28 protein-coding genes are annotated in these 26,865 nt (G+C 31.2%); 18 read left to right on the forward strand and 10 right to left on the reverse strand.

Features of this window, described 5'->3' with window-relative positions; all coding sequences use genetic code 11:
* Positions 1–270: 270 nt before the first annotated feature.
* From nagE to phaQ, 5 genes are all read right to left on the reverse strand, one after another.
* Positions 271–1,638 (reverse strand): N-acetylglucosamine-specific PTS transporter subunit IIBC, encoded by a 1,368-nt coding sequence (gene nagE, locus COE53_RS22265; protein ID WP_069035486.1) that lies wholly within the window; start codon positions 1,636–1,638, stop codon positions 271–273.
* A gap of 185 nt (positions 1,639–1,823) precedes the next feature.
* Complete coding sequence (locus tag COE53_RS22270; protein WP_069035487.1) at positions 1,824–2,012, reverse strand: alpha/beta-type small acid-soluble spore protein; 189 nt, start codon at positions 2,010–2,012, stop codon at positions 1,824–1,826.
* Between the two features lie 90 nt (positions 2,013–2,102).
* Positions 2,103–2,546, reverse strand: a complete 444-nt coding sequence (locus COE53_RS22275; protein WP_069035488.1) for a MaoC family dehydratase — start codon at positions 2,544–2,546, stop codon at positions 2,103–2,105.
* A 63-nt stretch (positions 2,547–2,609) separates the two neighbouring features.
* Positions 2,610–3,119, reverse strand: coding sequence for a hypothetical protein (locus COE53_RS22280; protein ID WP_069035489.1), 510 nt, complete (start codon positions 3,117–3,119; stop codon positions 2,610–2,612).
* 47 nt (positions 3,120–3,166) lie between these two features.
* A complete protein-coding gene (phaQ, locus tag COE53_RS22285; RefSeq protein ID WP_069035490.1) occupies positions 3,167–3,586 on the reverse strand; it encodes a poly-beta-hydroxybutyrate-responsive repressor in 420 nt (139 codons plus the stop codon).
* Between the two features lie 208 nt (positions 3,587–3,794).
* Here phaQ and COE53_RS22290 point away from each other — a divergent pair, with 208 nt between their 5' ends.
* The 6 genes from COE53_RS22290 to COE53_RS22315 all read left to right on the forward strand — a co-directional run bounded on the left by COE53_RS22290 (position 3,795) and on the right by COE53_RS22315 (position 8,849).
* Positions 3,795–4,307, forward strand: coding sequence for a hypothetical protein (locus COE53_RS22290; protein WP_069035491.1), 513 nt, complete (start codon positions 3,795–3,797; stop codon positions 4,305–4,307).
* Between the two features lie 21 nt (positions 4,308–4,328).
* Entirely contained in the window at positions 4,329–5,072 is a 744-nt protein-coding gene (locus COE53_RS22295) for a 3-oxoacyl-ACP reductase (RefSeq protein ID WP_069035636.1), read from the forward strand.
* Between the two features lie 47 nt (positions 5,073–5,119).
* On the forward strand, positions 5,120–6,199 hold the full coding sequence (gene phaC / locus COE53_RS22300; RefSeq protein ID WP_069035492.1) for a class III poly(R)-hydroxyalkanoic acid synthase subunit PhaC: 1,080 nt from the start codon (positions 5,120–5,122) through the stop codon (positions 6,197–6,199).
* Between the two features lie 131 nt (positions 6,200–6,330).
* Positions 6,331–7,551, forward strand: a complete 1,221-nt coding sequence (locus tag COE53_RS22305; protein ID WP_069035493.1) for an NAD(P)/FAD-dependent oxidoreductase — start codon at positions 6,331–6,333, stop codon at positions 7,549–7,551.
* Between the two features lie 98 nt (positions 7,552–7,649).
* On the forward strand, positions 7,650–8,318 hold the full coding sequence (locus tag COE53_RS22310; RefSeq protein ID WP_069035494.1) for a DUF421 domain-containing protein: 669 nt from the start codon (positions 7,650–7,652) through the stop codon (positions 8,316–8,318).
* Positions 8,319–8,342: 24 nt separating this feature from the next.
* Complete coding sequence (locus COE53_RS22315) at positions 8,343–8,849, forward strand: DUF3189 family protein (protein WP_069035495.1); 507 nt, start codon at positions 8,343–8,345, stop codon at positions 8,847–8,849.
* Between the two features lie 28 nt (positions 8,850–8,877).
* Here COE53_RS22315 and COE53_RS22320 read toward each other — a convergent pair whose 3' ends face one another.
* Positions 8,878–9,357 (reverse strand): spore coat protein, encoded by a 480-nt coding sequence (locus COE53_RS22320; RefSeq protein ID WP_069035496.1) that lies wholly within the window; start codon positions 9,355–9,357, stop codon positions 8,878–8,880.
* A gap of 215 nt (positions 9,358–9,572) precedes the next feature.
* Here COE53_RS22320 and COE53_RS22325 point away from each other — a divergent pair, with 215 nt between their 5' ends.
* Positions 9,573–9,974: a DinB family protein gene (locus COE53_RS22325; protein ID WP_175403537.1), complete on the forward strand. Its 402-nt coding sequence runs from the start codon at positions 9,573–9,575 to the stop codon at positions 9,972–9,974.
* A 62-nt stretch (positions 9,975–10,036) separates the two neighbouring features.
* Here COE53_RS22325 and COE53_RS22330 read toward each other — a convergent pair whose 3' ends face one another.
* Both COE53_RS22330 and COE53_RS22335 read right to left on the reverse strand, forming a co-directional pair.
* A complete protein-coding gene (locus tag COE53_RS22330; protein WP_069035498.1) occupies positions 10,037–10,384 on the reverse strand; it encodes a DUF3905 domain-containing protein in 348 nt (115 codons plus the stop codon).
* 795 nt (positions 10,385–11,179) lie between these two features.
* Positions 11,180–12,922, reverse strand: a complete 1,743-nt coding sequence (locus COE53_RS22335; protein WP_069035499.1) for a B12-binding domain-containing radical SAM protein — start codon at positions 12,920–12,922, stop codon at positions 11,180–11,182.
* A 545-nt stretch (positions 12,923–13,467) separates the two neighbouring features.
* Here COE53_RS22335 and mtnB point away from each other — a divergent pair.
* The 4 genes from mtnB (at position 13,468) to COE53_RS22355 (ending at position 17,169) form a co-directional block, all read left to right on the forward strand.
* Positions 13,468–14,103, forward strand: a complete 636-nt coding sequence (gene mtnB, locus COE53_RS22340; protein WP_069035500.1) for a methylthioribulose 1-phosphate dehydratase — start codon at positions 13,468–13,470, stop codon at positions 14,101–14,103.
* Positions 14,104–14,566: 463 nt separating this feature from the next.
* The gene (locus COE53_RS22345) at positions 14,567–14,758 is read left to right on the forward strand and encodes an aspartyl-phosphate phosphatase Spo0E family protein (protein WP_025671755.1); all 192 of its coding nucleotides are present in this window, start codon (positions 14,567–14,569) and stop codon (positions 14,756–14,758) included.
* A gap of 74 nt (positions 14,759–14,832) precedes the next feature.
* Positions 14,833–15,279, forward strand: coding sequence for a MarR family winged helix-turn-helix transcriptional regulator (locus COE53_RS22350; protein WP_025671754.1), 447 nt, complete (start codon positions 14,833–14,835; stop codon positions 15,277–15,279).
* 195 nt (positions 15,280–15,474) lie between these two features.
* Positions 15,475–17,169: a M3 family oligoendopeptidase gene (locus tag COE53_RS22355; RefSeq protein ID WP_069035501.1), complete on the forward strand. Its 1,695-nt coding sequence runs from the start codon at positions 15,475–15,477 to the stop codon at positions 17,167–17,169.
* A gap of 131 nt (positions 17,170–17,300) precedes the next feature.
* On the opposite strand, the gene COE53_RS22360 is transcribed toward COE53_RS22355, so the two are convergent.
* The gene (locus COE53_RS22360) at positions 17,301–20,378 is read right to left on the reverse strand and encodes an efflux RND transporter permease subunit (RefSeq protein WP_098948739.1); all 3,078 of its coding nucleotides are present in this window, start codon (positions 20,376–20,378) and stop codon (positions 17,301–17,303) included.
* 216 nt (positions 20,379–20,594) lie between these two features.
* Between COE53_RS22360 and COE53_RS24455 the strand changes: the two genes are divergently transcribed.
* Positions 20,595–20,705, forward strand: a complete 111-nt coding sequence (locus COE53_RS24455; RefSeq protein WP_235832784.1) for a DUF6254 family protein — start codon at positions 20,595–20,597, stop codon at positions 20,703–20,705.
* Between the two features lie 214 nt (positions 20,706–20,919).
* Here COE53_RS24455 and COE53_RS22365 read toward each other — a convergent pair whose 3' ends face one another.
* Positions 20,920–21,105: a YkvS family protein gene (locus COE53_RS22365; protein ID WP_069035503.1), complete on the reverse strand. Its 186-nt coding sequence runs from the start codon at positions 21,103–21,105 to the stop codon at positions 20,920–20,922.
* A gap of 175 nt (positions 21,106–21,280) precedes the next feature.
* On the opposite strand from COE53_RS22365, the gene COE53_RS22370 reads away from it, so the two are divergent.
* The 6 genes from COE53_RS22370 to COE53_RS22395 all read left to right on the forward strand — a co-directional run bounded on the left by COE53_RS22370 (position 21,281) and on the right by COE53_RS22395 (position 26,780).
* Positions 21,281–21,589: a spore germination protein GerW family protein gene (locus COE53_RS22370; protein ID WP_069035504.1), complete on the forward strand. Its 309-nt coding sequence runs from the start codon at positions 21,281–21,283 to the stop codon at positions 21,587–21,589.
* Positions 21,590–21,681: 92 nt separating this feature from the next.
* On the forward strand, positions 21,682–21,876 hold the full coding sequence (locus COE53_RS22375; RefSeq protein ID WP_069035505.1) for a hypothetical protein: 195 nt from the start codon (positions 21,682–21,684) through the stop codon (positions 21,874–21,876).
* A gap of 358 nt (positions 21,877–22,234) precedes the next feature.
* Positions 22,235–22,594, forward strand: a complete 360-nt coding sequence (gene nrdI, locus COE53_RS22380) for a class Ib ribonucleoside-diphosphate reductase assembly flavoprotein NrdI (RefSeq protein ID WP_069035506.1) — start codon at positions 22,235–22,237, stop codon at positions 22,592–22,594.
* Positions 22,581–24,665, forward strand: coding sequence for a class 1b ribonucleoside-diphosphate reductase subunit alpha (nrdE, locus tag COE53_RS22385; RefSeq protein ID WP_098948740.1), 2,085 nt, complete (start codon positions 22,581–22,583; stop codon positions 24,663–24,665). Before nrdI ends, nrdE begins: the two co-directional genes overlap by 14 nt.
* A gap of 159 nt (positions 24,666–24,824) precedes the next feature.
* The gene (gene nrdF / locus COE53_RS22390; RefSeq protein ID WP_069035508.1) at positions 24,825–25,793 is read left to right on the forward strand and encodes a class 1b ribonucleoside-diphosphate reductase subunit beta; all 969 of its coding nucleotides are present in this window, start codon (positions 24,825–24,827) and stop codon (positions 25,791–25,793) included.
* An 18-nt stretch (positions 25,794–25,811) separates the two neighbouring features.
* Positions 25,812–26,780: a quinone oxidoreductase family protein gene (locus tag COE53_RS22395; RefSeq protein WP_069035509.1), complete on the forward strand. Its 969-nt coding sequence runs from the start codon at positions 25,812–25,814 to the stop codon at positions 26,778–26,780.
* Positions 26,781–26,865: the final 85 nt, after the last annotated feature.

Below are 26,865 nucleotides of genomic sequence, written 5' to 3' on the forward strand. Positions count from 1 at the left end.
TTACTCATGAACCGCTTATGAGTAAGTAAAATTCATGATATAGCTCATTTAATTACTCATGAACCCTTTATGAGTAAGTAAGATTCAAGAATTAGCATATAAAGTTCCTCATGAACCGCTTATGAGGAAGTATAATACATGATATAGCTCATATGGTTCCTTAAGAACCCTTTTGAATAAGTAAGCTTCAAGCATTGATCTATTTACTAACCCATAAACCCTTCATGAGCAAAAAAAGCTTGCCCATTATGGACAAGCTTTTAAAATCAATTATTTAACTTGTTTTTTCAAGTCTTCAGCAACAAACTCTACGTTTGTACCTACAACTACTTGTACGTTTTTATCGTCTAATTTAATAACTCCACGAGCACCAGCTTTTTTAAGAAGTGCTTCATTAACTTTAGAAGCATCTTTTACTTGTAAGCGTAAACGAGTTGTACAGTTATCAATATTTGTTAAGTTTTCTTTTCCACCTAAAGCTTGTAGGTATAATGAATCACCAATTTCAGTTGTTACTTCATCAGTTTCAACATCTTCGTCGTCTTCACGACCTGGTGTTTTAATGTTAAATTTCTTAATTGCGAAGTAGAACACGATAAAGTAAATTACACCAAAGATTAAACCGATTAGGATTAATAGAATTGGTTTAGTTGCAATATTGTAGTTCAGAATGTAGTCCATGAAACCAGCTGAGAATGTAAAGCCATCTTTAATTCCTAAAGCATTTACGATACCCATTGATAAACCAGTTAAGATTGCATGGAACGTATATAGTACTGGAGCAATGAACATGAATGCAAATTCGATTGGTTCAGTAATACCTGTTAAGAAAGAAGTTAAAGCAAGACCAATAAACATACCTGCAACCGTTTTACGTCTTTCTGGTTTTGCAGCAGCGATCATTGCAAATGCAGCAGCTGGAAGACCAAACATCATAATAGGGAAGAAACCAGTCATGAATGCACCAGCAGATTTGTCACCAGCGAAGAATCTGTTTAAGTCACCGTGAACTAATTTACCAGCAGCATCAGTAAAGTCACCTAAGTTGAACCAGAAAATTGTATTTAATACGTGATGTAATCCTAGTGGGATTAAAATACGGTTTAAGAAACCGAATACTGCAGCTCCGATTGGACCAATATCAATGATCCAGTTACCAACTGAGTTAATAGCATCTTGAATTGTTGGCCATACATAACCAAATATTCCTGCTAATACGAGCATAGTAGCTGACGTTATAATTGGAACGAATCGTCGGCCACTAAAGAATCCTAACCATTCAGGTAATTTAATACCACTGAAACGGTTGTAAAGAAGACCAGCTACAACCCCTGTAATAATACCACCAAGGGCAGCCATGTTAATGTCTTTATTTATCGTAGTTGTACCTGCAGTTAATACAAAGTAACCGATTGCACCTGCAAGACCGGCGGCTCCATTTCCATCCTTTGAAATACCGATTGCAACACCGATTGCAAAGATTAATGGAAGATTAGAGAAAATTGCATTACCAGCAGCTGCCATAAACGGAATGTTTAGAAGATCTGGTTGTCCAAAGCGCAGTAAAAGTCCTGCAGCTGGAAGGACAGCGATTGGTAGCATTAATGCTTTACCAATACGTTGTAAGAAACTAAGCATATTATTTTCCCTCCGAAAATTATTATAATGATTACGCTTTCAATATTAACCTAAAAGTTTCAACTTGTCTATACAACTAGTTAAGATAAAAAATGCTATTTTCTTCCAAAAAAAATAAAAATAAAAAGGGAAGAATCAAATCTTCCCCTATATTAAGCCATTTTATATAGTTTGTATTACTTCAATCAAAGACCTCTTAAATGACTTTCTGCTTGAGCAATTAAACGTTTAGTGATTTCGCCACCAACTGATCCGTTTGAACGAGCAGTTGTATCAGATCCTAAAGTTACACCGAATTCGTTAGCGATTTCATATTTAAATTGATCAAGTGCTTGTTCTACACCTGGAACTAATAATTTATTTGTTCTTGTCATGATTATCTCCCTTTCTGTAAGTAATAGCTTACAATTCTATTTTTTACATTTAGGGTTTTCTCATGCTTGGTAAATACAGTCATATTAGGGTTATGTTAACTTTTTAACCAAAGCTGATCCTTCAACTACGAGTACATTCTCTTGATTATATACATTCGTCTGGAGCGTTAATAATTTTTTATCATCTCTTTTACGTACAACACTGACGATTACTTTAATTGTGTCATTAATTTTTACTGGTGCTTTGAAAAATACTTCTTGAGATAAGTAGATGGTGTTTTTGCCGGGAAGTTTTGTACCTAATACTGAGGAAATAAAGCTGCAAATCAACATGCCATGTGCAATTCTTTCTTTAAAGATGCTTTCTTTTGCAAAATCATCTAATAAGTGAATTGGATTTACATCTGTTGAAATTGCAGCAAATTGTTCAATTAACTCTGCAGTAATTTTAACTTCGAGAGTAGCTTCGTCACCAACTGAAATGGAGTCAAAATGAACTTCCTGTACATTTCTTGCACTTTCGAAAACATTCATTTTGTTTCTTCCTCTCCTTGATGAAATGTATAGCTAATCAAGAAAATTGTTTAACTATATTGATTATAGTTTTGTAAATGAGAATTCTTGTAAGTTTTTAAACCAATCTTCTTGTGTTTTTTGGAACTGTTGGTACATGTTCGTCCATGCAGTGTAAGGTGTGTTATTTAATGGTTGTTTAAAAAACTGTTGAAAAAATTGTTGTTGTTGATTTGAAAATGTACTCATAGCTTGAAAAAACGGTTGGTATGGGTTTTGATTCATATTTGTCCATAAAGATTGGTATGGAGCAAACTGATCAACTAATTTTTTCCAAGTTTTTTCGTAAGTCTCTTGATTAATTGTAGGCTTAATTTCATTTAATAATTTAATCATTTCTTGGAATTGCTCGTAAGACTCTTGTTGTTGTACTTGCACTTGCTCGTTTAAAGTTTTCCATTGTTTTGCTTGTTCTTGAAATAAAGACTCTGTCCATTGTTGAATTTGTAATTGATTGTCTAATAAATATTGAAGCATTTTTTGAAAATTCTCAGCTGCAAGTTCAGTTTGTAATTCGATTGTTTTTTCAGTCATTAGTATTTCCTCCAAAAAAATTTATTATTGAATGCATTGCTGCAATTTCAATCATCTTTAAAACTTTGATCAGAGTTGCTAAATGGAAAGAATGAATTTGTGTAAATCGAAAAAAATGTTTGGAGCATCTGATTATATTGAGTAAATGAATTATGACAAGTTTTTAGATATTCCTCTCCGGCATCTGTAATAGAGTAAATTCGCTTTGCCGGACCTTCCATTCCATATTCCCAACTAGATTTAATATAACTTTCTTTTTCAAGTTGTCTTAGAATTCGATAAACATTACTTGAATCAAGCGTAGTAAAACCTAAATCAAATAATACTTGCATTAATTTATAGCCATGCATATTCCATTGCTTAAGGCTAAGAAGTAGAAAGGGAACCAAGAAGTTTTTAGGCAATGTTATCGATTCAGAGGTTTCTTGTTTGTTTTTTTTGCTTGTTTCCTTTTCATTTGTTGTCATAAAGTTATGTTCCCCCCTATATCGTAGTAATGGAATCATCATCCCTTAGGTGTAATTTACACTTAGTTAAATTTATTGTCAATGTATTTTAAATATAATGAATATTAAAAAACAAATTTCGACAACAAATGTAGAAATATCACGAAAACATTGGATTGTTTTGTCGTTAGCTTGTTTTCTATACTTAAAAGTAGTGAGGGGGATTAACATGTCAGAGCAAAATTATTCAGATCCATTGAAAATGTGGAAGCAAATGTATGATGTTAATGAAAAATACTTTGGAAAAATGATGAACGAATATGTTCAGAAAGAAGAATTTTCCGAGTGGATGGGTTCTGTAATAGATTTTAATCTATTCTGTAAAAAGATGTTGAATGACCAATCAAAAACCTTCTTAGAAGCTTCAAATATTGCTTCCAAAGAAGATATCGCAAATGTAGCTAGCTTAGTGATTAATTTAGAATCGAAAGTAGATACATTAGAAGATCAATTATTTTTAGATTCTCAACCTGAGTTAGATGTAGCAGCATTGAAAAAAGAGTTAGACATTGTGACAGTAAAACGAGATCTTACAAAATTAAAAGCTGAAACCAAATCAATTCATCAACAAGTTAGTGAATTAAAGTCTTCAATGGAAAATATTGAACAACTAAAGTCTTCAATGGCTAATATTGAACAACTTTTACAACAATTAACAACTAAACAACCAACAAAACAATAATTAGTTAAAAAAGGAGAAATGATAATGGATTTAGTAAATCGTGTAGCGATCGTAACAGGTGGAGCAAAAGGGATTGGAAAAGCGATAGCATTTGCTTTAGCAGAAAAAGGTGCAAAAGTTGTTATCAATTATAATAATAGCGAAGCAGACGCAAAAGCAGTTGTAGATGAACTTTTTGAAAACGGTTATGAGGCGTTAGCAGTTCAAGCTAATGTTGCTGAATTAGATCAAGCAAAAGCATTAATTGATCGTACAGTTGAGCATTTTGGCCGATTAGACGTTATTGTTAATAATGCTGGTATTACTAGAGACCGTTCTTTCAAAAAACTAAGTGCAGAAGATTGGCACGAGGTTATTGATGTGAATTTAAGCAGCGTTTATAACACATGTAATTCTGCTTTACCATACTTATTAGAATCTGATAATGCTCGTATCATTAATATTTCATCAGTAATAGGTCAAGCAGGCGGTTTCGGTCAAACAAACTATTCAGCTGCAAAAGCAGGAATGATTGGATTTACTAAATCATTAGCTCTTGAATTAGCTAAAACAGACGTTACAGTAAATTCTGTATGTCCAGGATTTATTGAAACTGACATGGTAAGAGAAATTCCGGAAAATGTACAAGAGCAAATTAAATCAAGAATACCAAAAAGAAGATTTGGTACAGTTGAAGAGATTGCTAAGGCTGTTATTTACTTATGTGAAGGCGGAGAATACATTACTGGTCAACAGATTAATGTTAATGGCGGACTTTACGTTTAAGTCTTACTTATAGATGACCTTTTTTAAGATCAAAAGGGGGGAAATGTGTGTTTAATTCACAATTGTTAGAAGAAGCAACGGAATCGCTTCCGAGCGGATTAAAAGAATCATACAAAAGATTGAAGAAAACTGCAGATATTCTTATTAAAGAGGGAGAACCTTTAGTAGGTCAATCTCCTAAAGAAGTGATTTGGACGAAAAATAAAAGTAAATTATATCATTATATTCCAACTACAAAAAAGGTAAAAAAGACTCCAATCCTTCTTATCTACGCTCTAATTAATAAACCGTATATTCTTGATTTAACAAAGGGGAACTCTTTTGTTGAGTATCTTGTTAATGAAGGATTTGATGTTTATTTATTAGATTGGGGAACTTTTGCTCATGAAGATCGTCATTTGAAATTTGACGATATTATTCACGACTATATTGCGAAAGCGGTAAATAAAGTACTTCGTTTTTCAGGTGCAAAAGAAATATCGCTGTTAGGTTATTGTATGGGTGGTACGTTAACAAGTATTTACGCATCACTTTATGAAAATGCACCAATTAAAAACTTAATTTTTGTAACTAGTCCATTCGATTTTTCAGATACAGGTTTATATGGTGCATTTTTAAATGAAAAATACTTTGCACTTGATAAAGCTGTTGATACATTAGGGAATATACCTCCTGAAATGATCGATTTTGGTAACAAAATGTTAAAACCAGTTACTAATTTTGTTGGACCTTATGTAACATTATTGGATCGCTCTGATAATACAAAATTTATTAAGTCTTGGCAGTTAATGCAAAAATGGGTTACAGATGGTATTCCATTCCCAGGTGAAGCATATCGCCAATGGATCAGAGAGTTTTACCAACAAAATAAATTATTAAGCGGTGACTTAGAAATTAGAGGAAGAAAAGTAGATGTATCAAACATTAAAGCTAATGTTTTAAATATTTCTGCTACGAAGGACCATATTGCAATGCCTTGCCAAGTTGAAGCATTAAATGAGCATATTTCTAGCGTAGATAAGCAGTATGTTTCGATTCCATCGGGCCATGTATCAATCATGTTTGGACCTGTTTCATTAAAAACGACATATCCTACAATTGGTAAATGGTTAGCTGAAAGATCATAATTTCAGTAAATTTTTAGATATTCATTCATAATATTATGTTAAAAAATCTCACTTTTAAAAAAGTGGGATTTTTTTTATTCAACTGACAAAAACTACCTTAAATATGATTCGAAGAAAGGAGACGAGAAGACGTGAAAAGTATTAGTGGGACCTTGTATTGGCCAACGACTTACACTGATTCACATCCAGAACTAGAAAATATAAATCCACTCGATGAAGATCTAGATTGTGATTTTGTAATAGTTGGAGGTGGTGAATCAGGGAGTTTATGTGCATATTTCCTAAGTCAAACAGGAGCTAAAGTCATTTTACTAGATAAACGAAAAAAAGTAGTACAGGGAAGCACTAGTGCAAATACGGGGCTCTTACAATATTCTAATGACAAAACTTTAAATTCGTTTATTCATTCATATGGAAAAGAAATAGCTGTCCGTCATTATCAATTATGTGTAGAGGCAATTAAAGGTCTTGAAGAAATGTCAAAAAACATTGATATTAATCCTGATTTTATAAAAAGAAAAAGTTTATACTATGCTAGTAATTTAGATGGTAAAGAAATGATTGATTTGGAATATAAAACATTAAAAGAAAATGGTTTTACTGTTGAACGATATACAAAATCGCAAATTGAAGAAAAGTTTAATTTTACGAAGGAAGCTGCACTGTTCACAGGGGATGACGCTGAAGTAAATCCGTATAAATACGCACACGGCTTACTTTTATATGCTCTGAAACGAGGATTGAAGGTGTATTCGGAAACAGAGGTAACTCGGATCATCGGTACAGATGAAGGGGTACAACTTTTTACTAAAAATAAACATACGGTTCGAGCAAAAAAAGTTATTTTTGCTGGGGGTTATGAATCGATGGAGATAAAAAGTGAGAAAAATGCAATTTTAACTTCAACATTTGCGATTGCAACACAACCTCTAGTAGAAAAAAGCAATGCATGGTATGAAAATTGTTTAATTTGGGAGACGGCAAGACCATATTTATATCTCCGGACGACAGTTGACGGAAGAATAATTGTTGGAGGACTTGACGAACCTACAATAATACCAGAAAAACGTGAATCTATGTTATTCCATAAAAAAGAACTGCTAATAAAAAATTTAATAGAGTTGTTTCCTCATTATAAAGAAGCTAAAGCAGAATACTTTTGGACAGGTACATTTGGAGGAACACATTCCGGCTTACCAATGATTAGACAATACGATGAATATCCTAATTGCCTTTTTTTAATGGCTTATGGAGGCAATGGAACAGTTTATAGTTACATACTAGCTAAAATACTAAAAGATCTAGTTACTGTGGGGTCTCATCCAGACGCATCTATTTATATGAATCATTAAATTTTAATTAGAATGTTAATCAATTACCATTTTTATGTATAAAAAGAGTAAAGTAGTAAGAAAATTTAATAGGTAATAAAAATATAGGAGTGTATTACATGAGTTATCATGAAATGTTTACAGAGTTGTTTTTAGGTTATATAGCTCTTTTTATTGTCGTTAAAATTAATGGGAAAACACAAATTACACAAATAACGCCATTTGATTTGATTTCGTCACTAGTGTTAGGAAATATACTAGGAGATGGAATATATGATAAGGAAGCAAATCTACCAAAAATTCTTTTTAGTATTTTTGTTTGGGGAGCATTAATATTTGTAACTGAGATCTTGACACAAAAGTCAATGTGGGCAAGAAAGTTCTTAGAAGGTGATGCTTCTGTTGTAATTAAACACGGAGCAATTCAATGGAAAGAATTGAAAAGAAATCGTTTGGATACTGACCAATTGATGCAATTGCTAAGAGCAAAGGATACTTTTGCAGTCAGTGAAGTTTCATATGCTATTTTAGAAAATGACGGCACGATTAGTGTCCTGAAGAAGTCAAATTTTGATACCCCAACTAAACAGGATTTAAAAATTCAAATGGAAAAAGAATTTTTACCTGTTGTCATAATTAGTGATGGAAAAATAATTAAAAGAGCTCTTAACTCGTTGAAAAAAGATGAAAAGTGGGTTCATAAAAAACTTTCTGAGTCAAATTTATCACTTAAACAAGTATGCTTTGCAGAATGGGATTCAAAGCAATTACATTTACATACGTATTAATATAAAAATTTGAGGATGAGATAAATGAAATATTATATTTATTACTGTTTTGGAGGTACGCATTCTTCACCTTTGGCTGCTGCATATCATTTAAAGCAATTACCACTTGATCGCCAGCCGACAACGGAAGAAGTAAAGAATACCTATTTATTTAATAAACTAAAACCAAAAGATGGTGGAAAACTATTTTATCACGGTGAAGATGAAAATGGGGACCAAGTGTATACAGTTGCGAAAAGATATACTAAAAATGTGCCAACAGCGATCGAAAGTTTAGGGAAAATCTTATTAAATGAAGAAGATAAAATTATTTTATCAAGTACATCACCAACAGTCCCTTTAGCTATGACTTTAGGTGGTTTTACATCAAGATTTTTACATATCGATTTTATTGGGGTTCCATTACTTGTATTAGGGGCTAAGCAAACTTATCTTAATTTGATAAAATTAGTTGAAAATACAAAAAGATATCATCATATAGCAGCTGAAAAGGTTACTGACTTATCTAATAAAAACTTCAACAAAGATTAAAAAATGGACGTTCTATTACGTCCATTTTTTAATACGGCATATTTATAACATCCATTGCTTTTTTAGCATCGTTTTCGATTAACTTATTAATATTAAATACGGAATATTGACCTTGTTTTGATAAATAGCTAAAAATTTGAGTATGCAAATTGTTCACCGATACAAGATGCTTAATAAATAAATTATTTAAATCAGGAGTAGCTGTTTCTGTAAGTGCATGTGCATACATTTTTGTTAATACTTTTGTTGCTGATAATAAATCTTCAGCACTCATTTCGCTTGCTAGTTTATCGCTTGCTGCATCCCTTTCCCCAATCGTAATATTGCTCATAAATTTTAGTAAATCCCGTAAGTTATTTTCAAACAATGTAATAGAAGTTTTATATAATTCCTTTAATCCTGAATCTTTTATATTTTTTATATTTGTTTTAAGCTTATATAAGTAGTAAGTAGTTGTAGCAACAATTTCATGTAATTCTAAGGTTTCATGCCAAGCCAATGTTCTCATCAAGATCCCTCCTTTATGGTACAAGCCTATTCAGTAAGGAATGGTTTTATGACAAAAAAAGGTAAAGTTTAAGCAGAAGGGAGGAAAAGGGAGAAGATAGGAAATTGTTTGAGGGATTGATCTAGAACTATTCCGCCATTCTTGTCCCGCTCAAACTTATGTATATTGAAAATGTGATTCATCAATTGAGTTTATGTGTAAAGAGTGTTTTAGAAATGATTGATTTAATTAATGAGGAAGATTTAAATTTCCGACCGGTTAAGGACAAGAAATCGATTGGGGAGCTAGTCCAACATCTAAGTGAGCTTATTGGTGCTGATATGGAAATTATGAGCGGTGCTAGTCAAGAAATAATGGTTAAATACTATACCGGGGTTGAATGTAAATCACTAGTTGAAATGAAAAGTTTATTACAAAAAAATTTTCATGAATTAAAGGAATGCTATTTTAATATGAAAGAAAAAGAGTTAGTTGAAAAATCTACTTCATATTGGGGCCTTCAATATTCAAAATTCGAATGGCTATTAGAGATTTTAGTCCACTTCACACACCACAGAGCGCAATTACATATGCTACTAGTCCAAAAAAAGGACGATATTAAAATCGCACTATTTTAAAGACAAAATAGGGGATAGAAGTTATGATACTTTCTTCCGATCCCCTAAATCTTGCATTTCAATCAGTCTTTCGTTTCGTGCTGTGGATGCATAAATTGTTTAGCAGGCTGTTCTCGTTTTCTTGATTCTAATAAGTCTGTGTTTTCTGCACTTGCCCAACCAATATCATTTGTTGGATGAACCCACTCGTCGCCTGCCATAACTGATGGATCAACATCATCCGACCAATTATTTAATGGAGAGTTAGGAGAGCTATACTTACTGTCCCCAATTACTACACCCTTTGAATTTACAAAAGGTTCTTCCATTTTAATGTCTGTCCCTTTAAAAGAAGGAAAATTTGAAATATGGGGTAAAGTATCATTCATTACCGGTGAATCAATTTCAGTTTTCTCATTTTTTCTATTCATTATATATCACCTCTACTTACAAATTATTATTTGCTATTTAGTAAATTCAATACAAAAAGGACAATATCCAAAATGAATATTGTTCTCACGCTTTTGAAAAACAATCTTGTCAATTAATTACCAAATATTCGTTAAAGGAGTAGAGTGATGTTGATTTCCACTACNNTCCCATAGGAGTCGAGCAACCTTTCGTTCCAATCAAATTATTCATAAAAAAATGTATACACTAAAAAAACAATCTAATATCCTTTACTTAGAGTAAAATTACAGTTTAATAATCAGTCTGATGTTGTATTAATATCGAATAACAAATTCTAGAATTTGTTGGTATAGCAAAACCACTCAGGTACATTAAACATTTAATCATAAATAAATCATCAAAAAATGATATTTTATGTTCAATAATAGTCACTGAATATGTACTCGTTTGATTAAAAAATGTTATAAAGGGGTTTACCATATTTGTATATGTTAATTTGCATAAGTAGAATTTGAATTTGACTTTTGGGTATATGTTTTAGTTAATAAAAAGACAATTCTTTAAAATGAGAATTATTTTGATTTAGAGATTAATTCTTATATTTGAAGAGTTGATTGGAACGAAGGGATGCTCGACTCCTATGGGAGATGCAGGAAGGGTGAGACCCCGCAGGAACGAGGAGGCTCAGCTCATGCCCCATGGAAAGCGAGCATCCCGTAGTGGAAATCAACAAGAAATTCTTATTTAATTGACAACTTCTTTTTTTTTTAAAAGCATAAATGACAATATCCAAAATGAATATTGTCCTCTTTTACTTATGCTTCAATTGTAAAAAATGAAGGCGATAATGTTTTAGGTGAGAAATAAACTAGCATCGCATAATTACCAGTTCTATATTCTCCAGTTAGTAAGAAATGTTCGATATCAAATGAAAGAGATTCAATCATTGTATGCTTATAAATTTCTTTTTCATTTAAATTAAGTGAAATAAAATCTGAACCTAAATATTCAGGATTTTCGATAATTCGTTTATAAAGATCCTTCGCAAAATCATGGTTTGTAACTTCGTCCCACCAAGGTTTACGCGGTTTATATTTATGATTTAGGTAATAATCAATTTTCATAATATCTTTAACAATCGTATCGTTTTTAATTTTATAATGAGTTAAAAACTCATTCAGACGCTTAAATAAATCTTCAAGCTGATGGCCGATTCTTGACCAACCGCGTTCTTCCCAATAAGAACCAAATAATTGGAAGAAATCAAATGGACTTTCAAACTCATTTTTAATTAAATATTCAATTGTACTATTTGTTCGATGGTCATTCCAATATTTTTCGAGTACGTCTTCAACTTGCTTAATTTTCACAATATCATCGAATGATAGTACATTATTACTTAATATTTCATACGGGGCATAATCCATATAAACATAATCATGTTCATGCGCTCTTAATCGTACTCCAGTGCCTCTTAGCATTTTTAAAAACCCTAGTTGCAGCTCTTCTGGTCTTAAAGCAAAAACGTCATTGAATGTTTGTCGAAATGAATTGTAATCCTCTTCTGGTAAACCAGCAATTAAATCTAAATGCTGATCTATTTTTTCGCCATCTCGTACAAGTGTGACGGTTCTGCAAAGCTTTTCAAAGTTTTGTCTTCTCATAACTAGTTCGTTTGTAGCATCATTTGTAGATTGAACGCCTATTTCAAATCGGAATAAGCCTTTAGGAGCATTTTGATTTAAAAATTCGATGACTTCTGGTCGCATAATATCACCAGTAATTTCAAACTGGAATACTGTTCCTTCCACATGTTCGTCAATTAAAAATTGGAACATATCCATTGCATAACTACGACTGATGTTAAAAGTTCTGTCTACGAATTTAAATACTTTCGCTCCATTTGCCATAAGATAACGAATATCATCTTTGATAACCTCTCGATTAAAATATCGAACCCCAACTTCAATAGAAGATAAACAAAACTGGCAATTAAACGGGCAACCTCGGCTTGTTTCAATATATTGAATTCTTTTACTTAGAAATGGTAAATCTTCTTTAAATCGATAAGGCGATGGAATAGATGTTAAGTCTAATTTTTCTGTTTGTGGTTTAATGATATTTTTTCCTTCATCTCGATAACCAATGCCATTTATGGAAGTAAAATCATTTCCGTTTTCAATAGCTTTAATTAATTTCTTAACAGTAATTTCTCCTTCACCAATTGTGATGATGTCAATTTCCTTTACGCGATCTAACCAATAATTCACATCATAGCTTACTTCTGGTCCGCCAACAAAAATAATAACGGAAGGATCAATTTTTTTATACATACGGATGACTTCAATTGTTTGTTCGATATTCCAAATATAGCAGCTAAAACCAAGTATTTTCGGCTTACGTTTATATAAGTCTGTAATGATGTTAAGACTTGGGTCTTTAATCGTATATTCTGCAAGCTCTATATCATATTCAGGCTGAGCATACGCTTTAATGTATCGAATACCCAAATTAGTATGGATATATTTTGCATTTAATGTTGCTAAAACAATGTTCATTTATATACCTCGTTCTAAATTATTATCGATTTATTTTATCATAAAATATTGAGATTACTAAATTTTCAAAAGCGAAATAGAAAATGAATGAAGTAAAGAAGCAATACAAATATCAAATTACTTATTTATTAGGGTAATTTAGTGCCTCTAATATACTTTCCTCCTAAGTGATTTCGTCTAACTGAAACTTGCCAGATTTTATAGTAGATTTTCATCACCTTTTTTATAAAAAGACATATGATTTACTAAATACAAAAAAGTTTCCCTAGGGAAAGAAAGGAAAAGCAATATGAGTAAAAAAGTTTTATTTTTCACTTATTTGTGTAATAAAATAGGTGTGCTGTCAAATCAGGATGTAAAAAAAGTATTAAATCATTAATTACTATCAAAAATGGATAAATGTTGTAGAAAATTGATGATTGTTCATTTACTTAGAACTATTGACAATGAAGACCGACACATGACATAATTTTATTAAATAGTATGAATAGTTTGAATTTTTAACGGTGTCCAAATAGATAGTCTAAATAAGTGGAGGTGTAAATATGAGTTTATTTTTAGAACAGTGGAAAAAGCTTGCGAATATTAAATGTGATTTGGCTAAAAGAGATTGGTTTTATGGTACGAGTGGAAATTTGTCTATGAAAATTTCAGACGATCCATTATTATTTCTTGTAACAGCGGATGAGAAGGATAAGAGAGCACGCTGTGATGAAGAATTTATAGTAGTTAATAATCTTGGTGAACCAGTATTTGATACGGTATTAAAGCCATCACTTGAAACATTGGTTCATGCAAATATTTACGAAAAAACATCTGCTACTTGTGTGCTCCATGTACATACTGTAGATAATAATGTTATTTCTGAACTATTTGGTGATGAAGGGCAGGTAGAACTTGAAAATAATGAAATGGTTCATATATTAACAAGTTCTTATTTTGAAAATAAAATAATAGTTCCAATCATTGAGAATGCACAAGACATGGAAACTTTTAAACGTGCATATACTCCATTTTTAACAAAGGATTTTGGGGCTGTTCTTGTTAGAAATCACGGGATTACAGTTTGGGGAAGAAGTCCACTAGAAACGAAAAAGTGGCTAGAAGGAATTGAATTTTTAATAAGTTATAAAGTAAAACTAATGATGATTCAAGGTCATAAAATAAAAGCAGGCAACTAAATAGAAGAAAAAAAGCTAAAATAGTAGTGGTAAATAAATTCCATTACATTTTAGCTTTTTTATTTTATAATAAAAATATACTATTTTTTAAAAGTGATCATTTCTAGTTGGTTTTGCTAAATAAAATTTTTTTAGAGTATACTGTATAGAAAGAAAGTGATCATTACTATTTGTACAAAGCTACGTTTAAAAAACTTTAGATAAAAGATACCGATAGAAACTCACTTAAATCAAAATTAATTATTTTAAGCAGGATTTAATAAAAAGTCGTCTAATTTATAAGTAAGAACGATAGAAAAAAGCGCTATTTCATAAAAAAAATAAACCTACTAGGTAATTTTGCTTAGTAGGTTTCATATTGTATCTATTTTAAATAATTTAGATAGAATGAATAATAGAAATTAATTCGATTATGAATGAAAAAGGTTTGTTAAAAAACATCCTGTAGAAGGGAATCAGTCTAATGAATGAATATCAACTCAGCCGTTTATTATTATCTATTTCATTAAAAAGGGAAGAAATGGTATTTTTTGCGGAAACTAAAGGGCTAAACGAACATTTAACCTTAAAGGCCAGTCAAGAATTGGACGAGTTAATTATTTCATACCAAAAAAAATTGCTATCGGAATTAAATAAGTCATTTTCATTGAAATAATCTTAAGTTTGATTAATAAGTGTACAATAATAATATAGAATGAGTTATGTAAAAGAAATTGAAGGGGTTTTATTATGGAAGAGACAAATAGAAAAGATATAGAGCTATCTTTAAAGCTATTTATTGTTTTATCGCGAGCTCATAGAAAGATAAATGATTCTGCAAACAAATCAATTGCCAGTTTTAATTTAAATCCAACTGAATTTGCAGTGCTTGAGCTCTTGTATCATAAAGGAAATCAACCACTTCAACATATTGGAGAAAAAATATTAATTGCTAGTGGTAGTATTACTTATGTTGTAGATAAACTTGAAAAAAAAGGTCTAGTTTATCGAAATCCTTGTAGTGCAGATCGTCGTGTAATTTATGCAGAAATAACTGAAAGTGGAAATAAACTGATGGAAGAAATATTTCCAATGCACGAAGAATTTTTACATGAGCAAATGAGTGATCTATCTAATGAAGAAAAAAATTTCTTAATTCACTTATTGAAGAAAATTGGATACCATGGGTCTAACTAAAAAGCTCTCATCATTTTGATGGAGCTTTTTTTATTTTCAATCAATTAACTCTAGTAAAAACTAGTATCTCTGCAATTTTATAGGTAGATTCTAAGTGAATAATTTTTAAATTTTCAGAAATTTATTTAGATTTAGGTTTTTTTACAGGAAGATTTTATATATAATAGCAATATCACAAAAAATGGAGGGATTAACATGGGTTTTCAAGATTACCAGTATTCTAGACCAAATATTAAGAACTTTGGAGAACAGTTTAAACGTTCACTACAAAATTTTTATGATGCTTCAACGGTCTATGAACAAGAATTAGCAATGAATGAAATCAATGATTTAAGAAATGAATTTTCAACAATGGAAAATTTATGTGCAGTTCGCCATTCAGTTGATACAAACGATAAGTTTTATGAGGATGAGCAAGCATTTTTTGATGAGAACACTCCAATTGTTCAATCATATGGGCAACAATATTATAAAGCATTAATCGGTTCTCCGTTTAGAGAGCAACTTGAAGAAAAATATGGCCAGCAATTATTTGCTTTAGCTGAATGTGAAGTGAAAATTCTAAGTGAAGAAGTAATTCCGGATTTACAGGAAGAAAATAAACTAACGACTGAATACGCTAAGTTAGTAGCGGCTGCTAAACTTCCGTTTTATGGTGAAGTGAAAACGTTAGCACAAATTTCAGCACATTTTGAGGATAAAGATCGAGAGGTTAGAAAGACAGCTTACGATACATACTTTGGATACTTCTCGGAGAATCAAGATAAATTTGATGAGATTTACGATAAATTAGTAAAAATCCGAACTCGTATTGCAAACAAACTTGGTTTCTCAAACTTTATTGAACTTGGATATGCTCGTATGATGAGAACGGATTACGATGCAAATGATGTTAAGAAGTTTAGAGAGCAAGTTCTTGAAACAATTGTTCCAATTGCTACCGAATTAAGAGAACGACAAGCAAATCGAATCGGTGTAGAACAACTTTATTACTATGACGATAAATTCGAATTTGTAACTGGTAATGCAACACCAAAAGGTAATCCTGAATGGATTATTGAGAATGGTAAAAAAATGTATGATGAATTATCGAATGAAACAAGTGAATTTTTCAATTTTATGTTAAAAGAAAATTTACTAGACTTAGTTGCAAAGGAAGGAAAACAAGGTGGGGGATATTGTACTTATATTCCAAACTATAAAGCTCCTTTTATTTTCTCGAATTTCAATGGAACATCTGGTGACATTGACGTATTAACACATGAAGCTGGTCATGCATTCCAGGTTTATGAAAGTCGTAAATTTGAAACACCTGAGTATAACTGGCCAACTTTTGAGGCGTGTGAGATTCATTCAATGAGTATGGAATTTTTCACATGGCCTTGGCAAGAAGAATTCTTTAAGGAAGATACGCAAAAATATTATTTTACACATTTAAGTAGTGCAATTACATTTATTAGTTATGGTGTGGCAGTAGATGAATTCCAGCATGAAATCTACGCAAATCCAGACTTAACACCTGAGGAACGTCACGGACTTTGGAAGAGCATTGAAGAAAAGTATTTACCTCATCGAGCAAATGATGGAAATAGTTATTTAGAAAAGGGTGGTTTATGGCAAAGACAAGGGCATATTTACCAATCACCATTCTATTATATTGACTATACATTAGCTCAAATTTGTGCATTACAATTTTGGAATAAAATGCATGAAGACCGAAATTCAGCGTGGTCCGATTATGTTGGACTTTGCCAATTAGGGGGAAGTAAATCATTTTTAGGCTTAGTAAAAGAGGCTAAACTTGAATCTCCATTTAATGATGGCTGTATTGAACAAACACTAGAACCTGTTAGAAAATGGCTAGCAGGAGTTAACGATCAAAATTTATAAGGATTTACTCCGACTTTTTAAAAGTCGGAGTTTTTATTTTGGCTAGAAATGAAGAGGAAAGGATTCTTAGCCCGATAAAGGACAATTAAAGATGAAAGCAAAAAGAGAAAGGATTAACCTTTCTCTTCAAATTAATTATTAACTACTTTAGCAGTTTCCTCAGAATTAGTATGCTTTTTTGTTCTTTTGGTAAAGAACAATTCATATACAACCGGAATAAATACTAGTGTTAATAAGGTCGATGAAGTTAAACCACCAATTACTGTTATAGCTAATCCTTTCGAAATAAGTGTACCACTAGACTTTGTTAATGCTAAAGGTAATAAAGCAGCTATTGTCGCAAATGCGGTCATTAATATAGGTCTTAGACGTGTTTTACCTCCCTCGATAATCGCTTGGCGAAGAGGTAATCTTTTTTGTTCTATATTTTGGCCAATTCGATCGACTAGTACGATTGCATTTGTTGTCACAATCCCAATTAACATTAGTAAACCAATCATTACACTAATTGAAAGCGGTTCGCCTGCTAGGAATAGTGCAACGAATGAACCGATTGGTACAAATACCAATGCTGATAAAATAATAAATGGAATTCGAGCTTTTCCAAAAGTAATTAACATCGTTAAATAAACTAATCCGATTGCAACTCCCATCGCAACACCTAAGTCTTTAAATGTTTGTGTAGTATCATCACTACCGCCACCACCTTTTAAAGTTACATCAGATGGTAAGTCTACATCTTTTTTCACATCATTGATTACTTCATTTGTTACTTTTGCAATGTCTTTTCCTTTTATTTGAGCAGAAACCTTCGCAAATACTTTGCCATCTAATTTTTGAATGGCAGAATATGTTTCAACGGCTTTAACTTCGGCTACATCTGATAATTTAATTGGTCCTAATTTACCAAGCAATTTAATATTTTTAATATCCTCTACGGATTGGAGTTCTTTATTATAAGTTAATTGCACATTTTGGTCTTTACCATCGATTTTTAATGTTCTCATATTGACAGGATTTGTTTGGTCTGCAACTAAACCTAAGATCATGCCAGCGGATAGACCGTTTTCAGATACTTTTTTCTCATCAACTGAAACAATAACTTGTTTTTGTTTTTCAGAGAAATTATTCGTAACATATTTTAAGTGATCATTCTTTTTCATATAATCTTCAACTTTTTTTGCACTTTCTTGAAGTGCAACTAAGTTATTAGAATATAAATTGATGTCAACATTATTATTTGATGGTGGACCACCAGAAGAGTTTTCTTGTAATCCTACTTTAGCACCTTGAACTTCTGAAGCTGCTACTTTCTCCATTTTACTTTTTGTATCTTTAATAAATTGATCAACATCTGCACTTTGTTTTAAATTAATAAAATAACTAGCTTTATTCTCAGTTTTTAGGCCAGTCATAAAGTCACGGCTACCAACACCAGTAGAAACTTCTTTCACTTGTTTCATATTTAAGAACATCTTTTCCATTTTTAATGAAACTTCATTTGTTTTTTCTAATGATGTAGAGGATGGCAGTTCTAATGAAGCAATGATTGATCGTGAAGATTCATTTGGAATAAATGTAAAACCAAGTCTACCTACTAAAGAGAAAGAACCTGCAAGTAATACAACAGCTAGTATAATGATAATCCATTTGCGATTTAATGATTTTTCAATCACTTTACCATACCAAACTTGAATTTTTTCTTCTTTTTCTTCAGGTGGTACTTTTTTAAATGCATAGCGACCTAAAATTGGAACGATCGTAATCGAAACTAACAATGAAGCAAGTAAAGAAAAAACAATTGTTAAAGCAAATGGTAGGAACATTTTACTAGTAAATCCACCTACAACACCTAAAGGTAAGAAAACGACAATTGTAGTAATAGTAGAAGATGTGACTGCTTTTAATATTTCTTTTGTTGAAGATAAAATTAAATTATTTGAAATGCCTTCTTTTGATTTACGTATTCTTCGGAAAATATTTTCAATTACAACGATACTATCGTCCACTACACGCCCTACTGCAACTGCCATACCACCTAGGGTCATAATATTTAATGTTATATCTAATTTAAGCAAGAAAATCGATGTAATTAATAATGATAAAGGTATCGATATAATAGCAATAAATGTAGCTCTGAAATTACGTAAGAAAATCAATACTGCTAAAGAGGCGAATAATGCGCCTAATAAACCTTCTTTAATTAAAGATTCAACGGATGACTTTACGCCTTCAGCAGAACTATAACCCACTTTATATGAAATTTCATTTTTGTACTTATCTAATACGTTAATTACTTTGTCAGCTACTTCAACAGTATTTGCATCTTGCTTCTTCGTTATTGCCATTGAAATAGCATCATTTTCGTTATAACGAATTAATTCATCTTTCGAATCTACTGATTCAATTTTAGCGATTTCTCCTAATGAAACTTTCGGAGTTTGAGCATTTTGATTTTGCGCGGTAGAAGTAAAAGATGCAGGCTGTAATTCTATATCCTTTAGTTTTTGCAGTGTATCTAATTTTTCTTCGACCCGAATTGGAATTTTAATATCGCCATCAGTTATTTTTCCAGCAGGGAAGGATAGGAATTTTGCATTAATTTGATCTTTTATACTTGATAAAGAAAGCCCAAAATTTGCAACTTTTTGCTTATCAACTTCGATTAATAGGGAAGTAGTTTTTCCTCCACCTATCGAAACGCTGTTTACACCTTCAATTTTATCTAAAGCTGGTACGATTTCGTCATTTAAAGTTTTTTCGATATTTGAACCATCTTTTGAAAACATAGAGAGATAATAAATAGGGAATGATCCAAACGAAAAACGGTCTACCTTTGTTGTTACATTTTCAGGTAATCCAGCATCCTTTAATGTTGTATTTATTTGTTGTTCAACTTTATCCATATCCGTATTAAATGGAAATTCTAAATTAATAACAGAAACGCTTTCGAAAGAAGAACTTGAAAGTGTCTTTATACCTTCGATTGATTTAAATGAATTTTCAAGTTTTGTTGTAATCTGCTCATTTATATCATCTGGTGCTGTACCAGGATAAACAACTTGAACAGAGATTGCTGGAAATTCGATATTTGGAAGCTCTTCAACTTTTAATTTTGAATAAGAATATAATCCTCCAAATATTAATAAAAACGAAATAATAAATATTGCTACAGAGTTTTTTAAACTAAATTTAGTTAAAAAGTTCATTAACTACCTTCCTTTCTATAGATCGTGATAAAGTGATAAATATGTATAGTGTGAATTTTCAATCTTTTGATGGCGTTTTTTCTCTCATTCAAGATAAAGCTCTTAAAATTTTATACGATTTTCTTCCTCAATCCTTCTAAAAATAATTAACATAGATTTTCATTTTTTGTGAAATGATAAGATGGCAAGAAATCATTAATTTTAGGAGGTATGAAAATGACAAAATCAAAAAAAGAAAAGGAACGATTTTGGAATGAAAGAAAGTCGAACCATCAGCCACATGATAAAGTAAAATCGTTTAAAGAATTGGACAAAGAAACAAAATAGCCATCTCCTTTACTAAAGAGTGAATGGTACAAGATTTTTTTCGTAAAGATCACTTATCACATTTTCATTTGTAATCATAAAAAAAAGTCCCGTGATATACACGGGACCTGAGACTGATTTGGTAAAAAATTCTAATGAAATTTTAATAGAATCGAAATCTATGTAGTTCGAACCTTTTAAAATATGAATATAAGCAGAATCTACTATTTTTAAACTATTCTGCTGTTCTTACTATTTTATAATTTTTATGGTTTACGACTGTTAGCGGTTCCATTTCTAAATCTCTGAAGTTTTCCATTATGGATATGTCAACAATGACAGAATTTTTATTAACTTTTTGTACTCTACCTTTCAACCCCTGTTTAAACTCAATGATATTTCCTGCTTCTGCAATTTTCATGAGCGTATCTCCTAACAAAGTTTTGACTTGACACCTTCTATAATGCATGAAAACGGTTTAAAGGTAAAGAGAAAATTTAAATTTTTTTACAATTTTGTCTTTTTTCATAAGAAATTATGTTTAAAAACCTTTTGAAAGGCAAAAATGGTTGTAGCACTTTCAGGAGGTTAGTTTGTTGAAAGAATGGTTTGATGAGTTTGAAGTAGAAATTTCAAATGAAATTAAAAATTTGGTTAGTAGTAATACGCTTATAGGTGATCCGATTTTATTTTTTGAAAACATTATTTTAGTACCATTTTTTGAAATGATTTTAGCGCTAGGCGAAGCTCATTCATCATACGAGTTTGCGAGTATTGGAACAGGAATAGAAGTAATTCCTAAAGCATTTTTAGTTTTAAAAGATGGGAAAAGTGAAGTGATTTTAGTAAATAATAAAAATATGAATTTAGCTGTTACAGAAAAAATTCTTGATGTAACGATTTAGTTTCCATTAAGTACATTCTTTGTTAATGTTAGGATTGAAGTTTATTTCTTGTAGCAATCAAAAAAACGATCAAAATAATAAAGGGTGATTATATGGAACAAAATGAATTTATCAATTTGATTGATCAGTTAGTTAAAGGTGAGATTTCAGAAATTAGCGTTACAAAAGATGATTTTTTAGCATTTAGACAAATAATCGTTAATCGAGATGACTTTAAGCACTTCCGTGGAATCGCTCAGCATGGAGGCCATGTAATTTATACTTACTTAGAAGAAGCGAGAAGTTAACTGTTTTTATTAAATTCTAAAGTCAAAATAATATTATTTTAATCGTGTACTCATTAAAAGTTTGCGAAAAAAAAAAGTTTTTTTAGCTTTTTTTCTTATTTCGCAAGGTGTTAATGAGTACTTTTTTTGTGAAAATGTTATGACCTCATTTGACAAAAAAATCGTTTTACACTTTATTGCACTCTTCTCCATAATTTGTTAAATTTCATATATTGTTTTATTTCGAGACATATTGTCGAAATGTTTATTTTTTAAATTCAGTACCTATATGTTGTGTTTGTTCTAAAAAGGTAATACAATATGTAGGTATATAATATAAGTATTTTCAATATTCTTACATATTAACGAGGGTGATAATATGGTGATAGTTTACAGTTCAATGACTGGCAATGTTAAGCGATTTGTCAATAAAGTTAGAATGCCGTCAATCCAAATAAAAGATGGACTAAAAATTGAAGTACCGTATATTCTCGTAACCTATACTACAGGATTTGGTAACGTACCTGAAAACGTAAGTACTTTTTTGAAGAGTAATTCGAAGTATTTAAAAGCAGTCAGTGCAAGTGGTAATAAAAACTGGGGAGATTCTTTTGCAGCAAGTGCAGATAAAATAGCATCAGACTATCAAGTTCCAGTGTTATCAAAGTTTGAACTGTCAGGGACAAGTCGAGATGTACAATATTTTATTGAGGGAGTGGAAAAGCTTGAGACATATTGAGCTGAATAATGAATTGACGATTAAAAAAGATGGTTTTTTTGATCTCGCAAAAGATAAAGAAGCGCTTCTTTGTTTCTTAAAAGAAGTTGAAGATAAAAAGATTCAGTTTTCTTCTTTAAAAGAACGCTTAAACTATATGATTCAAGAAAACTACTATTATAATGTTGAGATGGATTACTCCTTTGATGAAATAGAAAAATTATATGAGTTAGTATACAATGCAGGTTTCACTTTTCAATCATATATGGCCGCATCAAAGTTCTTTAAAGATTACGCATTAAAAACAAATGATGGAAAGAATTACTTAGAAGGTTATGAAGATCGAATTGCGATCGTTGCACTATATTTAGGAAGAGGCAATATTGAAAAAGCATTGAAATTAGCAAAAATGATGATTCAACAAAACTATCAGCCTGCTACTCCAACTTTCTTAAATGCTGGAAGAAGTAGAAGAGGCGAATTGGTGTCATGTTTCTTATTAGAAATGGACGATAGTTTAAATTCAATAGGATTTCAAATTAATACAGCAATGCAATTGTCAAAAATCGGCGGTGGTGTTGCACTAAATCTATCAAAACTTAGAGCACGTGGAGAGCAAATTAAAGAAATTGATAACGCTGCAAGTGGTGTTGTTCCTGTTATGAAGCTATTAGAAGATTCATTTTCATATGCTAACCAGCTTGGACAACGTAAAGGTGCTGGTGCATCATATTTAAATATTTTCCACTGGGACGTAGTTGAATTTCTTGATACAAAAAAAATCAATGCCGATGAGAAGAGTAGAATTCAATCACTATCAATCGGTTTAATTGTTCCAAATAAATTCTTTGAACTAGCAGAAAAAAATGAACCATTCTATGTATTCGCACCATATACAGTGTATAAAGAATATGGAATTCATTTAGATGATTTTGATATAGATGAAAGATATGAAGAATTATTAAATAATGAGCGAGTTAAAAAGAAAAAACTAGATTTAAGTGCACGTGATCTTTTAGTAAAAATTGCTGCTATTCAGTTAGAATCTGGTTATCCATATTTAATGTATAAAAGTAATGCTAATAAGCAACATGCATTAAAGGATATTGGCGAAATTAAAATGTCTAATTTGTGTACAGAAATTTTTCAACTACAAGAAACATCAGTCATCAATAACTATGGTGAAGAAGATCAAATCAAACGTGATGTCAATTGTAATTTAGGATCATTAAATATCGTAAACGTAATGGAAAATAAAGCGATCAGAGAATCTGTACATGTTGGAATTGAGGCATTAACAGCTGTAACAGATATGACGGAAATAGAGAATGCACCTACAGTGAAAAAGGCAAATGAAGAACTTCATTCGGTTGGTCTAGGTGCAATGAATTTGCATGGATTTTTAGCGAAAAATGGAATTTCATATGAAAGTGTTGAGGCTAAAGATTTTGCGAATACATTCTTTATGATGGTAAACTTTTATTCTCTTGAAAAAAGTATGCTAATCGCTAAAGAAACTGGTAAAACATTTAAGGATTTTGAAAAGAGTGAATATGCTAAAGGTACTTATTTTGAAAAGTATACTTCAAAATCATTTGAACCTAAAACAGATAAGGTAAAGGAATTATTTAATGGGATCTATATCCCGAATGAATTTGACTGGGTTACATTAAGTAAGCAAGTACAAGCGTATGGATTATATAACAGCTATCGTTTAGCAATCGCGCCTACACAATCGATTAGCTACATTCAAAATGCTACTTCATCGGTGATGCCGATTGTAAATGTGATTGAATCTAGAACGTACGCAAATTCAACAACTTATTATCCGATGCCATATTTATCAAAAAATAGTTTCTGGTATTATAAATCAGCTTATGATATTAACCAATTTAAGTTAATCGACTTAATTGCTGAAATTCAGCAACATGTCGATCAAGGTATTAGTACAATCCTTTATGTAAACAGTGATATCTCAACGCGAGAGCTTGCTAGATACTATATTTATGCTAATAAAAAAGGATTAAAGAGTTTATATTACACACGTACTCGTAAATTAAGTGTTGAAGAATGTATTAGTTGTTCAGTATAAAAAGTAGTATTGGACTTTAGTATAGAAGGAGTTCAATAGTCTAAATTGAAATCTAAAATAAATTACTTAATGATCTAAAATGAAAAGCTCGAATATAGAATGCATTATGCATATTGTTCTATATCATCGAGCTTTCTTTATGATTAGGGGGAAATATGAATGAAAGCTGTTAACTGGAATAAAAAAGAAGATGATTTTAGTTTAGTGTTTTGGAAGCAAAATCTATCGCAGTTTTGGACTGAAGAAGAAATTGTCGTTTCATCTGATAAAAATACTTGGAATACATTATCAAAAGAGGAACAATCAGCATTTAAAAAGGTTTTAGGTGGTCTAACATTATTAGATACAAAGCAAGGCGGGGAAGGTATGCCTTTAATCTTAGTTCATCTTAAAAATTTACAAGCAAAAAGTGTACTAGCTTTCATGGGTGCGATGGAAGAAGTACATGCGAAAAGCTATTCGCATATTTTTACAACTCTTGCTACAGAAGATGAAATTGAAGATTTATTTAAATGGGTGGACAAGCATCCAATTTTAACTAAAAAATCGGAATTAATTTCTTCATATTATTTAAATTTATTAAAGCGTGATGTTTCGGATGAAGAGTTATACATGGCAATGGTTGCAAGTGTATTTTTAGAAAGTTACTTATTTTATAGTGGATTTTTCTTCCCATTATACTTAGCCGGTCAAGGGAAAATGACTGCTAGTGGTGAGATTATTAATCTAATTTTACGAGATGAAAGTATTCACGGTGTATTTGTAGGACTATTAGCACAACAAATATATGACCAATTTACTGATGAACAAAAAACTCGACTTTACAATGAAACAATGTCATTATTAGTTCAATTATATGAAATTGAGTTACAATATACAGAAGAAATTTATTCTCCAATAGGTTTAGTAGATGAAGTTAATAAGTTTATTCGATATAATGCAAACAAAGCGTTAATGAACTTAGGTTTTGATTATTATTTTGATGAAGAAGATATCAATCCAATTGTTTTAAATGGTTTAAAAACGGATACTAAAAATCATGATTTCTTTTCTGTTAAAGGTAATGGGTATGTAAAAGCAGTTACAGTGGAAAAATTAACAGATGAGGATTTTGTCTTTGAATTTTAAATGTAAGGAAGTATGTAAATGAAAGCACTTGTTTTTAGAGAATTTGGTCAATCAGACGTATTAAAATACGAAGAAATAGCAACACCTAAAATTTCAAAAGATGAAGTATTAGTTGAAATGAAGGCTGTAGGTGTTAATTTCGCAGATATCTATCGTCGTAAAGGAAATTATCATTTAGCAGGCGATCCTCCATATATTTTAGGGTATGAAGGCTCTGGAATTATTACCGAAGTCGGTTCGGATGTAACGGACTATAAAGTAGGAGATCGCGTAGCGTTTGCAGATGTTCCTTTTTCAAATGCAGAATATGTAGCTGCAAAGGAATCTCATATTGTTCCAATTCCAGATGAAATTAATTTTGAAATTGCGGCGTCAATTATGCTACAAGGGTTAACTGCACATTATTTAATTAATGATAGTTATAAAATAAAATCAGGTGATGTTGCACTTGTTCATGCAGTCGCAGGTGGTGTTGGTCAATTATTGACTCAAATGATTCTTTTAAAAGGTGGAGAGGTAATCGGATTAACTTCATCACAAGAAAAAAGGGAAAAAGCTTTATCAATCGGTGCGAAAGAAGTATTTTTATATACTGATAATTGGGTTTCACAAATAAAAGAGTTTACAAAAGAAAAAAATGGTGTAGATGTTGTATATGAATCAGTAGGATCGACAATAATGGATAGCTTTGAAGCAACAAAAGTTCACGGTACAGTTGTATTTTATGGAATGGCTGGAGGGGATCCAGTTCATATTGATCCTAGAATGCTAATGGATACTTCAAAAACACTAACTGGTGGAGACTTGTGGAATGTTCTAATTTCAAAAGAAGAGAGACTACGTAGAAGTAATGAGCTATTTAATTGGATCGCAACTAAACAATTAATCGTACAACAACCTACTGTGTTTCCTTTAAAAGATGGTAAGCTTGCTCATGATCTATTAGAAAGTAGAAAATCAACTGGGAAAATCATATTATCTGTTTAATAAAAAGACCAAAACTTTGATGTTTTGGTCTTTTTCACGCTGTTGAAAAACAACTTTGTCAATTAAATTACCAAATTTTCGTAAA

It is taken from the genome of Bacillus sp. AFS029533 (assembly GCF_002585125.1).
GTDB classification, from domain to species: Bacteria; Bacillota; Bacilli; order Bacillales; family Bacillaceae_G; genus Gottfriedia; species Gottfriedia luciferensis_B.

Bases quoted from the DNA above. Each gene is read 5' to 3' on its own strand.
- COE53_RS22365 (WP_069035503.1), bottom strand. From the start codon at position 21,105: ATGAAAATTGCAGAAGCAGGAAATATCATTGAGTTTAAACAGGGGTTG.
- COE53_RS22345 (WP_025671755.1), top strand. From the start codon at position 14,567: ATGAATGAATATCAACTCAGCCGTTTATTATTATCTATTTCATTAAAA.
- COE53_RS22280 (WP_069035489.1), bottom strand. From the start codon at position 3,119: ATGACTGAAAAAACAATCGAATTACAAACTGAACTTGCAGCTGAGAAT.
- mtnB (WP_069035500.1), top strand. From the start codon at position 13,468: ATGAGTTTATTTTTAGAACAGTGGAAAAAGCTTGCGAATATTAAATGT.
- COE53_RS22395 (WP_069035509.1), top strand. From the start codon at position 25,812: ATGAAAGCACTTGTTTTTAGAGAATTTGGTCAATCAGACGTATTAAAA.
- COE53_RS22320 (WP_069035496.1), bottom strand. From the start codon at position 9,357: ATGAGAACATTGGCTTGGCATGAAACCTTAGAATTACATGAAATTGTT.
- COE53_RS22325 (WP_175403537.1), top strand. From the start codon at position 9,573: ATGATTGATTTAATTAATGAGGAAGATTTAAATTTCCGACCGGTTAAG.
- COE53_RS22355 (WP_069035501.1), top strand. From the start codon at position 15,475: ATGGGTTTTCAAGATTACCAGTATTCTAGACCAAATATTAAGAACTTT.
- COE53_RS22330 (WP_069035498.1), bottom strand. From the start codon at position 10,384: ATGAATAGAAAAAATGAGAAAACTGAAATTGATTCACCGGTAATGAAT.
- COE53_RS22335 (WP_069035499.1), bottom strand. From the start codon at position 12,922: ATGAACATTGTTTTAGCAACATTAAATGCAAAATATATCCATACTAAT.
- nagE (WP_069035486.1), bottom strand. From the start codon at position 1,638: ATGCTTAGTTTCTTACAACGTATTGGTAAAGCATTAATGCTACCAATC.
- nrdI (WP_069035506.1), top strand. From the start codon at position 22,235: ATGGTGATAGTTTACAGTTCAATGACTGGCAATGTTAAGCGATTTGTC.
- COE53_RS22290 (WP_069035491.1), top strand. From the start codon at position 3,795: ATGTCAGAGCAAAATTATTCAGATCCATTGAAAATGTGGAAGCAAATG.
- COE53_RS24455 (WP_235832784.1), top strand. From the start codon at position 20,595: ATGACAAAATCAAAAAAAGAAAAGGAACGATTTTGGAATGAAAGAAAG.
- COE53_RS22350 (WP_025671754.1), top strand. From the start codon at position 14,833: ATGGAAGAGACAAATAGAAAAGATATAGAGCTATCTTTAAAGCTATTT.
- nrdF (WP_069035508.1), top strand. From the start codon at position 24,825: ATGAAAGCTGTTAACTGGAATAAAAAAGAAGATGATTTTAGTTTAGTG.
- COE53_RS22270 (WP_069035487.1), bottom strand. From the start codon at position 2,012: ATGACAAGAACAAATAAATTATTAGTTCCAGGTGTAGAACAAGCACTT.
- COE53_RS22315 (WP_069035495.1), top strand. From the start codon at position 8,343: ATGAAATATTATATTTATTACTGTTTTGGAGGTACGCATTCTTCACCT.
- COE53_RS22360 (WP_098948739.1), bottom strand. From the start codon at position 20,378: ATGAACTTTTTAACTAAATTTAGTTTAAAAAACTCTGTAGCAATATTT.
- COE53_RS22310 (WP_069035494.1), top strand. From the start codon at position 7,650: ATGAGTTATCATGAAATGTTTACAGAGTTGTTTTTAGGTTATATAGCT.
- phaQ (WP_069035490.1), bottom strand. From the start codon at position 3,586: ATGACAACAAATGAAAAGGAAACAAGCAAAAAAAACAAACAAGAAACC.
- COE53_RS22375 (WP_069035505.1), top strand. From the start codon at position 21,682: ATGGAACAAAATGAATTTATCAATTTGATTGATCAGTTAGTTAAAGGT.
- COE53_RS22275 (WP_069035488.1), bottom strand. From the start codon at position 2,546: ATGAATGTTTTCGAAAGTGCAAGAAATGTACAGGAAGTTCATTTTGAC.